This is a genomic window from Pseudomonas sp. M2(2023), from assembly GCF_030263955.1.
In the GTDB taxonomy this organism is placed as follows: domain Bacteria; phylum Pseudomonadota; class Gammaproteobacteria; order Pseudomonadales; family Pseudomonadaceae; genus Aquipseudomonas; species Aquipseudomonas asiatica.
On sequence record NZ_CP127114.1, the window covers coordinates 774,665 to 791,014 of the forward strand.

The following is a 16,350-nucleotide window of genomic DNA, read 5'->3' on the forward strand; positions in this document are numbered from 1 at the left end:
TATGAAGTGGCATCAAGTCGCGGACCAATGGGCTTCACGTTGCATCCCGCGCCGTTTCTGGGCTGGGCGGGAACTGGAGTTGACTCGCAGGTCCGTTTTTTGGGGCGCTGTGCGCCCCATCGCCGGCAACTGCTCAATGGAACATGAAGAGCTTCTCGTTGGCGAACTGCGCCTCGAACTGATGCGCCGGCATCGGCCGCCCGAACAGGTAGCCCTGCACCTCGTCGCAACCATGCTCGCGCAGGAACTCCAGCTGCTCGTGGGTCTCCACCCCTTCGGCGATCACCGCCAGGTTGAGGCTGTGGGCCATGGCGATGATCGCTCGGGCAATCTGCGCATCCTGCTCGCCTTCAGGCAGGCCGTCGACGAAGGTGCGGTCGATCTTCAACACATCGATCGGGAACTGCTTGAGGTAGTTCAGCGACGAGTAACCGGTGCCGAAGTCGTCCACCGCGATGCTCAGGCCGAGGTTTTTCAGGCTGGCGAGAATCTGCATGGCTTCGTTCACTTCGCGCATCAGGATGCTTTCGGTCAGCTCCAGCTCCAGGCACGCCGGTGGCAGGCCGGTTTCTTCCAGAATGGTGGCGATGCGCGTGCCCAGCTGGCCGTCGGAGAACTGCCGCGCCGAGATGTTCACCGACACCTTGGGCACGCGCACCTTGGCCTTGTGCCAGGCCTTGAGCTGGCGGCTGGCCTCGCGCAGCACCCAGTCGCCCACGTCCACCACCAGGCCCAGTTCTTCGATCACCGGGATGAAGTCGCCCGGCGGGACCAGGCCGCGGGTCGGGTGGCGCCAGCGCAGCAGGGCTTCTGCGCCGGTCAGGCGCTTGCCGTCGCCACTGAACTGCGGCTGGTAGTAGAGGATGAACTCGTTCTGCTCCATGGCATGGCGCAGGTCGCTCTCCAGCTCCAGGCGTTCCAGGGCGCTGGCGTTCATCTCCGCCTGGTAGAACTGGAAGTTGTTCTTGCCGCGCTCCTTGGCGTGGTACATGGCGGTGTCGGCGTTTTTCATCAGCTGGCTCAGCTCGCTGCCGTCCTGCGGGCTGAGGGCGATGCCGATACTTGCGGTAACGAAGAACTCGCGGTTTTCCAGCACGAACGGCCGCACCAGGCTGCCGAGGATGTTCTCGGCCACGTGGATGGCGCGGTTGAGTGCCATTTCACGGGTAGCGCGCGGTTGCAGCAGCAGGGTGAACTCGTCGCCGCCCATGCGCGCCACGGTGTCGTCGTTGTCCACGCAGGCCAGCAGGCGCTGGGCCATGTCCTTGAGCATGCGGTCACCGGCAGCGTGGCCGAGGGAGTCGTTGATCGGCTTGAAGCGGTCCAGGTCGAGGAACATCAGCACCACCCAGGCCTTTTGCCGCTCGGCCTGCTGCAGGGCGTTGTACAGACGGTCCTGGAACAACGTGCGGTTGGGCAGGTGGGTGAGGGCGTCGTAGTAGGCCAGGCGGTGGATGCGCTGTTCGCTGGCCTTGCGCTCGCTGATGTCGGTGAAGAAACACACGTAGCTGGCCAGGTCGCCTTCGTCGTCCAGCACTGCGGTAATACCGACCCAGGCCGGGTAGTGGTCGCCGTCGCGGCGCTTGAGCCACATTTCGCCCTCCCAGCTGCCGCGCTGATAAAGCTGCTTCACCACGTAGCGCAGGTGGCCTTCCTGCTGCTCGTCGACGGTAAGCATGCCCGGCAACTGGTCGAGCACCTCGCTGACGGCGTAGCCACTGACGCGGCTGAACGCTTCGTTGGCCTGGACGATATAGCCCGCCGGGTCGGTGATGAGGATGGCCGAGGTGGAGTGCTCGAATACCGTCGCGGCCATGCGCAGGTCTTTCTCGGCACGGCGTTGCTGGCTGATGTCGCGGCCAACCCCGAGCACGCCTTCGAAGCGCTCTTCGTCGTCCCACACCAGCACCAGGCGCAGTTCGATGGGGATCTTGCGGCCATCGGCGCGCAGGCAGTCGAAAAGGAACAGCTGGGTGGGCAGTTGGTTGCGTAGCTGGGCCAGCTGGGCCGGGTCGCCCATGGCCTTGCTGACGCGCTCCATCAGGCTGTAGATGCCGGTGAGCTGGGACGGGTTGGCGATGATCGACTGCCAGCCGTTGGCGAAGATCCAGTCGGCCTGGTAGCCCAGCACGCTTTGCACCGAGGGGCTTACGTAGTTGAGCTGGAGCAGGTTGTCGGTGGAGAAGATCACGTCGCTGATGCTTTCGGCGAGCATGCGGTAGCGCTGCTCGCTGTCACGCAGCGACTGGCTGGCCTCGATCTGCACCGTCACGTCCTTACCCACGCCGATGATGCGTGTCACCAGGCCGTCGGCGTCACGGGTCAGCACTTGTTCGCGGATGTCGTAGCAGCGCCAGCCGCCATCGCGGTGGCGGAAACGCAGCTGGCAGTGCAGCGGCTGGTCATGGCCGCTGTCCCGCTGTTGCTGGCGCAGCGCCTGGTAGTGCGTGGCATCCTCGGGGTGCAGCAGCAGCTCCCAGAAGCGCTCGCCCATATGCGCCAGCTCGGTACGGTCGTAGCCCAGGGTCTGGCCGAGGTGGCGGTTGCTGAAGATCATGCGCTGGCTGAGCACGTCCTGCACATACAACTGGTCGGGCACGGTGCGCACCACGTCCGACCAGAAGCTTTCACGCTCCAGCAGCGACAGCTCCACCTGCTTGCGGCTGGTGATGTCGCTGATGCTGAGGATGACCGCCTGGTAGTCGCGGCGCTGCTGCGGCAGGCGGGCCATCAGCCACAGGTGCAGCTCGCCACCCAGCGGCGCCGGCAGGCGCACCTCCAGCTCCAGCAGCGGGCGCTGCTCGATCAGCGCGTCGATCAGTTGCATGCCGATGCTGTCGCGGCCATCGCCAGTGCCATCGATCAGGCGCTGCCAGGCACCTTCGTGGCTGTCGATGTTCAACAGTTGGCGGGCCACCTGGTTGATCTCGGTGATCTTCAGCTCCAGCAGCAGCGAGCGGCGCAGGTTGGGGTCCAGGGCCAGGCTGTGTTTGAGCGCGGCACGGTTGCGCAGGTGGTAACGGTCGAGTTGGCCGGGCAGGCTGGACAGGTCGAGCACACACAAGGCCACGCCGGTGCCTTCGAAAATTTCCTGATAGCGCCGGCGGTCGTCCTGCAGCGCCCGTTGGCGGCGGCGCATGTTGACCAGGGCCAGCATCGGCAGCAGGGCGCAGAACAGCACCAGCAGGCATTTGCCGAGCAGCGCCGGCAGCAGCTTCTGTTGGGCCAGCTTGGCGTCGAACAGGCCGCGCAACTGCCAGGTACTGTTATCGATGAAAGCCAGCATCACGCTTTGCAGCGGTTCGTTGCTGGTAACGGCCGGCGCATGGCTTTGCAGTACCTCGCCGTTGCGGCTGTTTTCCAACAGCCACAGCGGGTGGCCGGCACCATCCAGGTGGAGGGTGAGGGTGCGGTAGTAGTCCGGCGACAGGCGCAGCAGCCAGTAGCCGCGGCCTTGTTCGGTGGCCTGGCGTAGCAATAGGTAGACGGTGCGGTTGTCGCCCGAATTGGTGAAGAAGTACGGGCTGCCCTGGTTCAGCCTAAGCAGCTCGTCAAGCAAATGGCGGTCGGGGCTGCCGGCCAGGCTGTCGGCCTGCACCTGGCCGGTAGCGTCCAGCCAGGCCATGCTCTGCAGGGCCGGGAGGCGCTCGCGAAGGGTGCCCAGCAGGCTGGGCAAGGCCGAGGGCGTCGGCGCCTTGACGTAGGGCTGCACCACATTCACGGCCTGTTGCGCCTTGAGGGCCATGTTCAGGCTCAGGTGGTCGGCCAGTTCGGCGGTGGCGTCCAGGCTCTGTTTGCGCAGGTCAGCCTGGGTATGGTTGAACTGGGCGAACAGCTGCCACAGCAGCAGGCCCAGCAGGATCAGGGCCAGCAGCGCCAGCGCACCCTTGATCGACCCGCGCAGCGAGGCGACGGGCGCCTGTGGCGCGGAACGCAATGACGACGGATGAGTAAGATTGGTCAAGCGTTGATCCTGCGATTGGGCTGGCGATGGCAGGGATGGATCATGCACGGTGTGTGCCGGTGTCTGGTTGCCAGACCGCGGTGGCGCACTATAAGGCCGGACACCCGAAACGGGCTAGCATGCCTAGGATTATGGCAAAGTGCCAGCCGATGTGACCGGTGGTGCCTGCCCGGTGGTTCGGCAAGCCCCTGCAACCTGTGCGAGAATAGCGCCCGCTTCAAATGACAACGCATCGGAGATGTTCGGTTTTGGTTACTCACTTTTCCTCCAATGGCCTCGATTCCGCCTGCGGGCGCAGCAGTCAGACCCTTGTCAGCACTGCCGTGACCGAGGACGTATCCTGCAAGTCTTGCCAGCGTTCGCTGAGCAAACCCGAGGCGGCAGCTGTCGCCAAGAGCAAGAGCCCATCGCTGGCCGAACTGCGCAAGACCGCCAAGGCGGCAGTTGAGCCGGCTGTTACCGTGGCCGAGGTCAAGCCGGCGGCCAAGGTTGTCAGCGTGCCTGCGGCCGCCAAACCGGCCAAAGCTGCCGAGCAGCAGCCGGCTCGTAGCGGTGGCTTCAGCGTGAAGTCCGCCTGGGCCGCGCGCCTGGCCGAGCAGGGCGACCGTTGCCGCTTGCCTCGGGGCAAGGCCAAGCAGCGTCACGTCTGAGTCATCTGCAGCTGTACCGGCCCTTTCGCGGCTAAAGCCGCTCCCACAGGGATTATCACTGCCTTCGCGAACTGTGCAGTACCTGTGGGAGCGGCTTTAGCCGCGAAGAGGCCAGCACAGGCAATAGATTCCCCCGATCCCACCCCCACCATCCGCCCCTCCTATGCAACGCCGCGCGTTGGCGTAGAATGGTCGACTTTGTTCAATGACACCCCGTAAATACATCCCCCTGGCCAGCGCGCCGGGGCGATCGTCGATGTCTTTACCTATCTGATTAGAGGGCTTGGTTTTGGCTCAATACGTCTACACCATGCATCGGCTGAGCAAGGTCGTGCCGCCGAAGCGGGAAATTCTCAAGAACATTTCCCTGTCGTTCTTCCCGGGCGCCAAGATCGGCGTGCTCGGCCTGAACGGCGCGGGTAAATCGACCCTGCTGCGGATCATGGCGGGCGTCGACAAGGAATTCGACGGCGAAGCCCGTCCGATGCCCGACATCAACGTCGGCTACCTGCCACAGGAACCGCAACTGGACCCGAACAAGTCGGTGCGCGAAGTGGTCGAGGAAGCGGTCAGCGTGATCAAGGACGCCCAGGCGCGCCTGGACGAGGTCTATGCTGCCTACGCCGAACCGGATGCCGACTTCGACAAGCTGGCCGCCGAGCAGGCCAAGCTGGAAGCCATCCTGCAGGCCGCTGACGGCCACAACCTGGAGCGCCAGCTGGACGTTGCCGCCGACGCCCTGCGCCTGCCGGCCTGGGATGCACGCATCGAGCACCTGTCCGGTGGTGAGAAGCGCCGCGTGGCCCTGTGCCGCCTGCTGCTGTCGGCCCCAGACATGCTGCTGCTGGACGAACCGACCAACCACCTGGACGCCGACTCGGTGGCCTGGCTGGAGCGCTTCCTGCACGACTTCCCGGGCACCGTGGTAGCCATTACCCACGACCGTTACTTCCTCGACAACGTCGCTGGCTGGATCCTGGAACTGGACCGCGGCGCCGGTATCCCGTACGAAGGCAACTACTCGGGCTGGCTGGAAGCCAAGTCCGAGCGTCTGGCGCAGGAATCCAAGCAGCAGAGCGCCCACGAAAAGGCCATGAAAGAGGAACTGGAGTGGGTGCGCAAAGGCGCCAAGGCCCGCCAGTCCAAGTCCAAGGCACGTCTGCAGCGCTTTGAAGAAATGCAGTCGCAGGAATTCCAGAAGCGCAGCGAAACCAACGAGATCTACATCCCGGCCGGTCCGCGCCTGGGCGACAAGGTCATCGAGTTCAAGAACGTCACCAAGGGCTACGGCGACCGCGTGCTGATCGACAACCTGTCGTTCTCCATGCCTAAAGGCGCCATCGTCGGTGTGATCGGTGGTAACGGTGCCGGTAAGTCGACCCTGTTCCGCATGCTGATGGGCAAGGAACAGCCGGACTCGGGCAGCATCGAGATCGGTGAAACCGTGCAGCTGGCCTGCGTCGACCAGAGCCGCGAAGACCTGGACGGCGGCAAGACCGTGTTCCAGCAGGTTTCCGACGGCTCTGACATGATCCGCATCGGCAACTACGAGATCCCGTCGCGTACCTATGTGGGCCGCTTCAACTTCAAGGGTGGCGACCAGCAGAAGTTCGTCAAGGACCTGTCCGGTGGTGAGCGTGGCCGCCTGCACCTGGCCCTGACCTTGAAGGAGGGCGGTAACGTCCTGCTGCTCGACGAACCGTCCAACGACCTCGACGTCGAAACCCTGCGTTCGCTGGAAGAAGCCCTGCTGGACTTCCCGGGCGCGGCGATCGTGATCTCCCACGACCGTTGGTTCCTGGACCGTGTGGCTACCCACATCCTGGCGTACGAAGACGACTCGAACGTGGTGTTCTTCGAGGGTAACTACACCGAGTACGAAGCCGACCGCAAGAAGCGCCTGGGCGATGCTGCTGCCCAGCCGCACCGTGTACGGCACAAGAAGCTGGCCCAGTAAGCCGGTGTTCTGATGCACAAGAATGGGGCCCTTCGAGGCCCCATTTTTGTGCTCGGCTGGAAAGTGGTGTTGGCTTCTTCGCGGGTAAACCCGCTCCCACAGGGATGCCCATAGCTCTCGGGCTTGCGCAGCTCCTCTGTGGGAGCGGGTTTACCCGCGAAGAGGCCAACACTGATAGCGAATTTGTATACACTTATATAAAACGCACCAAATAATTTCAAAAAAACGACATTTCGCCCTATTCCGGTGCGATTGCTTCTTGGTACATTCCTGAAAAAAACCAATAAGTCCAATCCTCTTGGTGAGATGTCTACCATGATCGAATCTGTCGACAATTTCCTCGCGCGCCTGAAGCAACGCGATCCGGCCCAACCTGAATTCCACCAGGCTGTGGAAGAAGTGCTGCGCAGCCTTTGGCCATTCCTCGAGGCCAACCCGCATTACCTGCAGGCCGGCATTCTGGAGCGCATGGTCGAGCCCGAGCGCGCCGTACTGTTCCGTGTGTCCTGGGTCGATGACCAGGGCAAGGTGCAGGTCAACCGCGGCTACCGCATCCAGATGAGCAGCGCCATCGGCCCGTACAAGGGCGGCCTGCGCTTCCACCCGTCGGTCAACCTGGGCGTGCTGAAGTTCCTGGCCTTCGAGCAGGTGTTCAAGAACTCTCTGACCTCGCTGCCCATGGGCGGCGGCAAAGGCGGCTCGGACTTCGACCCCAAAGGCAAGAGCGACGCCGAAGTCATGCGCTTCTGCCAGGCGTTCATGAGCGAGCTGTACCGCCACATCGGCGCTGACCTGGACGTCCCGGCCGGTGATATCGGCGTGGGTGCCCGCGAAATCGGCTTCATGTTCGGCCAGTACAAGCGCCTTGCCAACCAGTTCACTTCGGTGCTGACCGGCAAGGGCATGACCTACGGCGGCAGCCTGATCCGCCCGGAAGCCACCGGCTACGGCTGCGTGTACTTCGCCGAGGAAATGCTCAAGCGCCAGGACAAGCGTATCGATGGCTGCCGCGTGGCGATTTCCGGTTCGGGTAACGTGGCCCAGTATGCCGCGCGCAAGGTCATGGACCTGGGCGGCAAGGTGATTTCGCTGTCCGACTCCGAAGGCACCCTGTACGCCGAAGCCGGCCTGACCGATGCCCAGTGGGATGCGGTGATGGAGCTGAAGAACGTCAAGCGTGGCCGCATCAGCGAACTGGCCGCGCAGTTCGGCCTGGAGTTCCGCAAGGGCCAGACCCCGTGGAGCCTGCCGTGCGACATCGCCCTGCCGTGTGCCACGCAGAACGAACTGGACGCCGAAGACGCCCGCACCTTGCTGCGCAATGGCTGCATCTGCGTGGCCGAAGGCGCCAACATGCCGACTACCCTGGAGGCTGTGGATATCTTCCTGGAGGCCGGCATCCTGTACGCCCCGGGCAAGGCCTCCAACGCCGGCGGCGTGGCCGTGTCGGGCCTGGAGATGTCGCAGAACGCCATGCGCCTGCTGTGGACTGCCGGTGAGGTGGACAGCAAGCTGCACAACATCATGCAGTCGATTCACCATGCTTGCGTGCATTACGGTGAAGAGGCGGATGGCAGCATCAACTATGTCAAAGGTGCGAACATCGCGGGCTTCGTGAAAGTGGCTGATGCGATGTTGGCGCAGGGCGTGGTTTGATCTGAGGCCGTTGGGGCCGCTTTGCGGCCCTTTCGTGACACAAGGCCGCTCCCACAGGGAATTGCGTACTCCTGTGGGAGCGGCCTTGTGTCGCGATGGGCTGCAAAGCAGCCCCCAGGTCCTCAATCTTCACCAAAAACCTCAACCACTTCGATCACCTGCTCCCCCACCGGCCGCCGCCAGACCACTTCATCCCCAGGCCCCGCCCCGAGCAAAGCCCGCCCCAACGGCGAACCCCAGTTTATCAACCCCCGCCCGGCATCCGCCTCATCCTCGCCCACCAGCCGCACCACATGTTCCTGGTCCTGCGCATCGACAAACCGCACCCGGCTGCCAATCTGCACCTTGCTGCGCGATGTCGCCGCCGGCACAACCTGGGCGCTTTGCAATCGCGCGCTGAAGTAGCGCAGGTCCCGTTCGGTATCCGCCAGTCGCTGCTTGTCGCCACGTTCACCTTGTGCCTGCAGTTCGCTGCGCAGGGCATTCAGCTCGGTCACGCGCTCCTGCAGCTGGCGCAGGCCACTGGCGGTCACGTAGTTGGGTTGTTCGCTGACCCGTCGCTCGACCGGCTGATCAGCCTGGGCGGCGGCCTGGTCTTCGTTGACGAATGCTCGGCTCATGCGGGGCCTCCTTTTGCAGGAGACCATCATCGCAGGCCGCCGGTTTCAAGGGATGTCCGTTTGCGACTCAGTTGTGGCGATAGGCGCGTGCGGCGTCGCGGTCCTTTTCCTGCTCCCAGTCGCGCTCGCGCTGGTCCCAGAAGCGCTCGTGGTACTGGCGCTGTTCTTCGCTGTTCTGCATGGCGTGGCACTGGCGAAAGCCGTCGTCCCAGCCGCTTTCGTACTGGCGCTCGTGCAGGTAGCGCGGCACGTCCTTGCGAAAAGCGCCGACCATCAGCCCTGCCGCCTGTCGGCCGCTGCTGCAGCCGTCCTGGAAGCCATCGGCATAGGCGGGGGGATAACCCTGGTGGACCATCTGCTCGTGGGTGGTTTCGCAACCAGACAGCAACAACGCCATGCACACGCCGAACCAGTACCGCGACATAACCACAAAACCCTCCGGTTGATACTGGAAAGTCTAGGTGGCGATTTGTCGGGGAGCCGTTAAAACAGTGTCAAAGAGTCGGTTGGTTCACACAGGTCAGCCTTGATGCGGTCATTTGTGGGAGCGGCCTTGCGTCGCGAAAGGGCCGCAAAGCGGCCCCGGCATTTCTGCATGAGTGCAACAATCTGGGGGCGCTTCGCACGCCTTTCGCGACGCAAGGCCGCTCCCACAAAGTCCGCTTCAGTAGTGATACCACTTCAACTCCAGCATCACCTCGTTCTGCGCCGTGGCCAGGTGGCTGAACTCTCGCGAAGCACTCAACCGCAGGCCCAGGTTCTGGCTGATCTCCCATTGCTGGTTCAGGCTCACACTGCGCCGTACTTCGCCATTGGTGAAATAATCGCCCTTGGCCTCCAGCGTCATGTTGCCCAGCCCGTTGCGCCACAGCAGCCCGCCATTGAAGCCCGCCGCCGGGGCGATGAACTGGGCAAAATCATTGTGGTGCTCGACCCGCACCGTGCCCAGGGCAAAGCCCAGCAACCCGTCGGCCAGTTGCCAGGTGCCGCCGGCCCCGCCGTTCACATGGCTTACCAGCACTTCGTCATCATGCTTGCCCGGCACGCGCTCCAGCCCGCCGGCCACCTGCCATGACCAGGGCTTGAGCAGCTCGTTGCGCGGTGTCAGCGAGCGGATGGTGGCCAGGTCCAGGCGCTGCACCTGCCAGTCATTGCCTTCGTACTGGCGCAGCTTCAGCTGCAGGATCTCGATCTGCGCCCCCAGCGGGAAGCCATAGGCGTTGTCATTCAGGTCGTGGTAGGCCATCCGCAGGCCGTACTCGGCGTAGGCGCGGTCTTCGCGGGTGCCTACGCCCAGCTGCCAGGTGCGCGAGTCATGGCCGTCCTCGGGCAGGCCTGGGCGCTCGATCTGCAGGGGCGGGGGCGGGTTGCTGTTGATTGCCCGCAGCAGTTCGAAGCTGCGTTTCGCCTGCCCAGGGTCGCGCTCCTGGCCATTGGCACGGTAACGCTCCAGGCGGTACGCGGCGTCCTGCACCAGCGCCTGGCGCTGGCGGGGGAGGGCCTTGAATTCGGGGCTCTGCAGTTGCCCGGTGTCGGCACTTACAGCCAGCACCTGGCGCTTTTCGTCGTGATCGAGCGGCTCGGCCCGGGCCAGCAGTTCACGTTCGCGAGAGGGGCGGTACGTCTCGCTGGCGACCATGCCGGACTGCTTCACGGCTTTCACCGTGTCGGTCGGGATGGCGGTCAGCGGGAACTGCGAGGTCAGGTCAAGGCCCGGCCGGGCCACCTGCAGCAGCTCCAGCAGGCGGTACGAGCAGTTCTCATCGAAGAAGAAGTAGTCGAACTGGATCTGCTTCAGCTCCCACACATGTTCGACCATGCGCCCGGTTTCTTCCGGGGTCAGGTCCAGTTGGTATTCCCACAGGTCGCGGTTTTCCAGGCTGCGGTATTCGGACAGTTTCTCCTGGTAGGGCATCAGCGCGAACAGGCCCGGGTAGCCACCCATCAGGCCCTTCCAGGCATACAGGATGCTGTTGTCGCTGCCTTCGATGTAGGCGCCGAAGTTGATTGCGTAGCTCAGCAGCGTGGTGTCGTCGCTGCGGGTGTTGGACTGGTCGATGCGCAGCAAGGTGTGGCCGAACATCGATGACGGGCTGTTCAGGTAGGCCGCCGGGAAGATCAGCGCCGCACTGTGTGGGTCGATCGACTGGTACCAGGTGGTGAACTCCTGGCAGTCAGGTTGCGGCAAGTCTTGCAGGTCGAGCTGTTCGCGCAGCCAGCGGGTGCGCGCCGGGAATACGCACTGGGCATGTTTGTCACCGAGGCTGGCCGGGGCGTACAGCGCTTCGACCGTGGCTTGCAGCTCTTGGTCGGGGTGGTGCGCGCCGTCCTCGGCAAGGAAGAACGCATCATCATCCACGTAGCTGCGCCAACCACCCAGCTTGGCGGTTTCGTAATGGCCCAGGGCAATCCAGTAAGGGGTGTTGGCCAGTTGCTGGACACGGCCTTGGTCCAGCACAGGCGCGGCATGAACAGGGGCGCAGGCACACAGCGCCAGAGATACGAAGCGTTTGAGCATGTCGGGCAACTACTTCTTAACGATGCCGAAAAAAGGCGAAACCCGCCCCGGGGCCGGGGCGGGAGGAGCTGCACTCAGGCCTCGGTTGCGTATTTGGCCAGGCGTGGGTCGTTCTTCAGAACAGCCAGGGTGTTGCTGTGGACGGTTTCGGCAGTGACGTCGGCGCTGCTGAAGATCTGGTTGAAGTGCTGATGGGTGACCGATGCGAAGTAGCCACGGTCTTCAGGGGCCACGCCGAGAACCACGGCATAGGTGGTCAGTGCTTCGCCCTGGCCCATGGCCATGTCTTCGGAAAGCTCATTCATCATGCCGTTCATGGCGAACCAGGACTTGCCGCCGTAGGTCAGCGACGCTTTGGTCGAGCAACCGTTGGTGCCGGAGGTCATGCCGAAGGTGGCGTTACCGGAGGTGCCGTTGGTGGTGGAAGCCAGGAAGTGTGCCGGAGTGCCGCGCTGGCCTTCGAACAGCATGTTGCCCCAGCCGCAGTTCGGGCCGCCTGGCGCTTCGGCCATGGCATTGATCGAGACCACGGTGAACAGAGTACCCAGAAGAATCCGTTTCATAGCATTTGTTCTCTATTTGACTTAACCAAGGGTCAGGGTTTCTGGCAACTCGGTTGCCAGGTCGGGAAAGCTTTTCACCCACCCGCGCAGCTTGGAGTTTAGGCACGATCTAAGAGTTGCGTTGTTGATTGCGAAAAATTTGCTGTTGCATGACCCGCACCGGCTGCGACATAAAGTCCTGCGGAGCCTTGCAAGGCGCGCGCGGGCAGCGCCAGAATGCTGCCTATCTGCCCCGCCGAAGTAAGGAAACCCAATGCCCGATCCTGTCGCTGCGCGCCTGCGTCTCGCGCCTGAAGCCCTGACCCGGCGTTTCTCCCCCGAGCAGTTTGCCTTTACCAATACCGACGATCTGGAGCCGTTTCGCGGAGTCCTGGGCCAGGAGCGTGCTGTCGAGGCCCTGCAGTTTGGCGTGGCCATGCCGCGCCCTGGTTACAACGTTTACGTGATGGGCGAGCCCGGCACCGGCCGCTTCTCGTTCGTCAAGCGCTACCTCAAGGCCGAGGGCAAGCGTCAGCAGACCCCGGCCGACTGGGTTTACGTCAACCACTTCGATGACACGCGCGAACCCCGCGCACTGGAATTGCCGTCCGGCACCGCCGGGGCGTTCATTGCCGACATGAACGGGCTGATCGACAACCTGTTGTCGACCTTCCCTGCGGTATTCGAGCACCCGTCCTACCAGCAGAAGAAAGGCGCCATCGACCGCGCCTTCAACCAGCGTTACGACCGCGCCCTGGATGTGATCGAGCGCGCCTCGCTGGAAAAGGACGTGGCCCTGTACCGTGACGCCAGCAACGTCGCCTTCACCCCGATGGCCGACGGCAAGGCGCTGGATGAAGCCGAATTCGCCCAGTTGCCGGAAGAGGTGCGCGAGCAGTTCCACGAGGATATCGCCCTGCTCGAGGAACGCCTGAACGAAGAGCTGGCCAGCCTGCCGCAATGGAAACGCGAGTCGAACAACCAGCTGCGCCAGCTCAACGAAGAAACCATCACCCTGGCCCTGCAGCCGTTGCTGGCGCCGCTGTCGGAGAAGTACGCCGAGAACGCTGCGGTCTGCGCCTACCTGCAGTCTGTGCAGCTGAACCTGCTGCGTACCGTGGTCGAGCAACTGGTCGATGACAGCAAGACCGACGCGGCCGCGCGCAAGCTGCTGGAAGAGCAGTACGCCCCAAGCCTGGTGGTCGGCCACCACGCCGATGGCGGTGCGCCGGTGGTGTTCGAGCCGCACCCGACCTACGACAACCTGTTTGGCCGTATCGAATACAGCACCGACCAGGGTGCGCTGTACACCTCTTACCGTCAGCTGCGCCCAGGCGCGCTACACCGCGCCAACGGCGGCTTCCTGATTCTGGAAGCCGAGAAGATGTTGGGCGAGCCGTTCGTCTGGGACGCGCTCAAGCGTGCGCTGCAGTCGCGCAAGTTGAAGATGGAGTCGCCACTGGGCGAGCTGGGGCGGGTGGCCACCGTTAGCCTGACGCCGCAGATGATCCCGCTGAACATCAAGCTGGTCATCATCGGTTCGCGCCAGCTTTACTACGCGCTGCAGGACCACGACCCGGACTTCCAGGAAATGTTCCGGGTGCTGGTGGACTTCGACGAAGACATGCCCATGGTCGACGAGAACCTGGAGCAGTTCGCCCAGCTGTTGCGCACCCGCACCAACGAAGAGGGCATGGCGCCACTGACCAGTGACGCGGTGGCGCGTCTGGCCACCTACAGCGCCCGCCTGGCAGAAAACCAGTCGCGCCTGTCGGCACGTATCGGCGACCTGTTCCAGCTGGTCAGCGAAGCTGATTTCATCCGCCAGCTGGCCAGTGACGAAATGACCGACGCCGGGCACATCGAGCGTGCGCTCAAGGCCAAGGCCACCCGCACCGGGCGTGTTTCGCAGCGGGTTCTGGACGACATGCTCGCCGGCATCATCCTGATCGACACCGAAGGCGCGGCCATCGGCAAGTGCAACGGCCTGACCGTGCTGGAAGTGGGTGATTCGGCGTTCGGTATGCCGGCGCGTATCTCCGCCACCGTGTACCCGGGCGGCAGCGGTATCGTCGACATCGAGCGTGAGGTAAACCTCGGCCAGCCGATCCACTCCAAGGGTGTGATGATCCTCACCGGCTACCTGGGCAGCCGCTATGCCCAGGAGTTCCCGCTGGCGATCTCGGCGAGCATCGCCCTGGAACAGTCCTACGGCTATGTGGACGGTGACAGCGCCTCGCTGGGCGAAGCCTGCACGCTGATCTCGGCCTTGTCGCGCACGCCGCTCAAGCAGTGCTTCGCCATCACCGGCTCGATCAACCAGTTTGGTGAAGTGCAGGCGGTGGGTGGGGTCAACGAGAAGATCGAAGGCTTCTTCCGCCTGTGCGAGGCGCGTGGCCTGACCGGCGAGCAGGGAGTGATCATCCCGCGTGCCAACGTCGCCACGCTGATGCTCGACGAGCGTGTGCTGCAGGCAGTGGAGAACGGCATGTTCCACGTGTACGCGGTCAGCCAGGCCGACGAGGCGTTGAGCCTGCTGGTAGGCGAGGAGGCCGGTGTGCTGGATGACAAGGGCCAGTTCACCGAAGGCAGCGTCAACGCGCGGGTGGTGGAGCGCCTGCGTGAGATTGCCGAGATGATCAGCGAGGAAGAAATCGAGAAGGCGGAGAAAGAGCGCCTGGAAGAGGTGATTGCCCAGGCCAAGCCAGCCTGAGTCAAGAAACCGGCGCTGGCGGCGATGTGCTACCGTTCAGCGCCGGTTTTCCATCTTTCTGTACCGTTCTTCTATGCTGGAACTTAAGGACGGTAACAGCGTTCAGGATGGAAACAGCCTGAGGTTCAGGCTGAACAAGGCTTTTTGGAGGGGGCGCGGCCATGCGCAATCTCAGCCTCACACGCCAGTGCCTGGGCCTGGTGACCCGCATCGAATGCAGCATCCGTCCGCTGGCCGGGGATAACGGCATGTGGACACTGCTGTTCGCCGCCGGCATGGCCGGTGAACAACCGTCCGCGATCAAGGCCCAAGGGCCGTTCCATGGGCCGCTGGTGGCCGAATCTGTGCTCAATGCCATTGTCGACAGCTTGACCTTGCATGGGTACCAGGTGGCCGAGGATCCGCAGATCTGGTGTTTGCATTTGCAGGCGCAGTTGCGGCGGATCAACGGTGAGCGGTGTCGGAATCTGGGGGATTACCAGTTTCATCCTGAGACCTGATTGATGCAGGGGGCCGCTTTGCGGCCCATCGCGACACAAGGCCGCTCCTACAAGGGACAGCAATCTCTTGTAGGAGCGGCCTTGTGTCGCGATGGGCTGCAAAGCAGCCCCGTTCACCGGGCTTTTGCTGTAACAGGTGGCTGGCTATACTCGCCGTCGCTTTTTTAGTCACCTGATGAGTCCCGACACTCCATGGAACGTATCCTCGAAAATGCGATGTATGCCTCGCGCTGGCTGCTCGCCCCCATCTACTTCGGCCTGTCCCTCGGCCTGCTGGCCCTGGCGCTGAAATTCTTCCAGGAAGTGGTCCACGTCCTGCCCAACGTCTTCGCCCTCAGCGAAGCCGACCTGATCCTGGTGATCCTGTCGCTGATCGACATGTCGCTGGTGGGCGGCCTGCTGGTGATGGTGATGATCTCCGGCTACGAGAACTTCGTCTCGCAACTGGACATCGACGAGAGCAAGGAAAAGCTCAACTGGCTGGGCAAGATGGACTCTTCGTCGCTGAAGATGAAGGTTGCCGCATCGATTGTGGCCATTTCGTCCATCCACCTGCTGCGGGTGTTCATGGACGCACAGAACATCTCCACCGATTACCTGATGTGGTACGTGATCATCCACATGACCTTCGTGGTCTCGGCATTCTGCATGGGTTACCTGGACAAGCTGACCAAGCACTGAACCTTTCAGGCCTCTTCGCAATCCCTCTGGGAGCGGGCAAGCCCGCGAAGAGGCCGGCACGGTCCAACTGACGAGCGGCGTCAGTCATGCCTTGTGCATTCGCCCTTTCTGTACAAAAAATGAGCTCTCATGCGTGGTTCCCATCGCGAGGTGCTCTCATGAACCTGCATCAGCTCAACACCGAGGCCAGGGCTGGCCATGTCGACGAACTGAACCTGATCGCCATCGAAGGCGGTGACTACCTGCTCGAAGCGCGGATCAAAGGCCACCCCCATCCTCTCTCCGACACCCGTGGTGAACGCTTGCGCGTGCATTCGGTGGAGGATGCGCGCAAGTTGCTGCAAACCATCCCCATGGTCTCGATGAACCTGGTGCACTGGTCGGTGCAGGACGAAATGTGCGGCATGGGCACGCACCCGGAAGAAGACTTGAAGGTGCCGATTTCCCAGCGCTCGGCCTGGTAGCTGCTCGCAGCGCCCCAGTGTGCTAGGCTGCTCGCCCTTTTCATCAAGGGCGCGGCTTCACTGCGCCCTGCAGTGGAGCACGACA

The 16,350-nt window shown here is 63.2% G+C and carries 12 protein-coding genes; 7 read left to right on the plus strand and 5 right to left on the minus strand.

Features of this window, described 5'->3' with window-relative positions; translation table 11 throughout:
• Positions 1-133: 133 nt before the first annotated feature.
• On the minus strand, positions 134-3,964 hold the full coding sequence (locus tag QN085_RS03570) for a sensor domain-containing protein (protein ID WP_031325948.1): 3,831 nt from the start codon (positions 3,962-3,964) through the stop codon (positions 134-136).
• A 248-nt stretch (positions 3,965-4,212) separates the two neighbouring features.
• Between QN085_RS03570 and QN085_RS03575 the strand changes: the two genes are divergently transcribed.
• The 3 genes from QN085_RS03575 to gdhA all read left to right on the plus strand — a co-directional run bounded on the left by QN085_RS03575 (position 4,213) and on the right by gdhA (position 8,227).
• Positions 4,213-4,614, plus strand: a complete 402-nt coding sequence (locus QN085_RS03575; protein WP_024086234.1) for a hypothetical protein — start codon at positions 4,213-4,215, stop codon at positions 4,612-4,614.
• A gap of 289 nt (positions 4,615-4,903) precedes the next feature.
• Positions 4,904-6,571, plus strand: a complete 1,668-nt coding sequence (gene ettA / locus QN085_RS03580; RefSeq protein ID WP_015268893.1) for an energy-dependent translational throttle protein EttA — start codon at positions 4,904-4,906, stop codon at positions 6,569-6,571.
• A 315-nt stretch (positions 6,572-6,886) separates the two neighbouring features.
• Positions 6,887-8,227, plus strand: coding sequence for an NADP-specific glutamate dehydrogenase (gene gdhA / locus QN085_RS03585; protein WP_015268894.1), 1,341 nt, complete (start codon positions 6,887-6,889; stop codon positions 8,225-8,227).
• Positions 8,228-8,349: 122 nt separating this feature from the next.
• On the opposite strand, the gene QN085_RS03590 is transcribed toward gdhA, so the two are convergent.
• From QN085_RS03590 to QN085_RS03605, 4 genes are all read right to left on the minus strand, one after another.
• Entirely contained in the window at positions 8,350-8,847 is a 498-nt protein-coding gene (locus QN085_RS03590; RefSeq protein ID WP_031324532.1) for a GreA/GreB family elongation factor, read from the minus strand.
• 67 nt (positions 8,848-8,914) lie between these two features.
• Positions 8,915-9,271: a hypothetical protein gene (locus QN085_RS03595; protein ID WP_013970815.1), complete on the minus strand. Its 357-nt coding sequence runs from the start codon at positions 9,269-9,271 to the stop codon at positions 8,915-8,917.
• Positions 9,272-9,511: 240 nt separating this feature from the next.
• On the minus strand, positions 9,512-11,365 hold the full coding sequence (locus QN085_RS03600) for an Lnb N-terminal periplasmic domain-containing protein (protein WP_031324531.1): 1,854 nt from the start codon (positions 11,363-11,365) through the stop codon (positions 9,512-9,514).
• Between the two features lie 74 nt (positions 11,366-11,439).
• Complete coding sequence (locus QN085_RS03605) at positions 11,440-11,928, minus strand: DUF3015 domain-containing protein (protein WP_003256313.1); 489 nt, start codon at positions 11,926-11,928, stop codon at positions 11,440-11,442.
• A gap of 253 nt (positions 11,929-12,181) precedes the next feature.
• Here QN085_RS03605 and QN085_RS03610 point away from each other — a divergent pair, with 253 nt between their 5' ends.
• The 4 genes from QN085_RS03610 to QN085_RS03625 all read left to right on the plus strand — a co-directional run bounded on the left by QN085_RS03610 (position 12,182) and on the right by QN085_RS03625 (position 16,265).
• Positions 12,182-14,620, plus strand: coding sequence for a Lon protease family protein (locus QN085_RS03610; protein WP_013970817.1), 2,439 nt, complete (start codon positions 12,182-12,184; stop codon positions 14,618-14,620).
• Positions 14,621-14,781: 161 nt separating this feature from the next.
• Positions 14,782-15,120: a PA4575 family protein gene (locus tag QN085_RS03615; RefSeq protein ID WP_003247487.1), complete on the plus strand. Its 339-nt coding sequence runs from the start codon at positions 14,782-14,784 to the stop codon at positions 15,118-15,120.
• Positions 15,121-15,312: 192 nt separating this feature from the next.
• A complete protein-coding gene (locus QN085_RS03620) occupies positions 15,313-15,801 on the plus strand; it encodes a TIGR00645 family protein (RefSeq protein WP_003247486.1) in 489 nt (162 codons plus the stop codon).
• A 158-nt stretch (positions 15,802-15,959) separates the two neighbouring features.
• Positions 15,960-16,265 carry a DUF6482 family protein gene (locus tag QN085_RS03625; RefSeq protein ID WP_013970818.1) on the plus strand — a complete coding sequence of 102 codons (306 nt, stop codon included), beginning with the start codon at positions 15,960-15,962 and terminating at the stop codon, positions 16,263-16,265.
• The last annotated feature ends 85 nt before the right edge of the window (positions 16,266-16,350 follow it).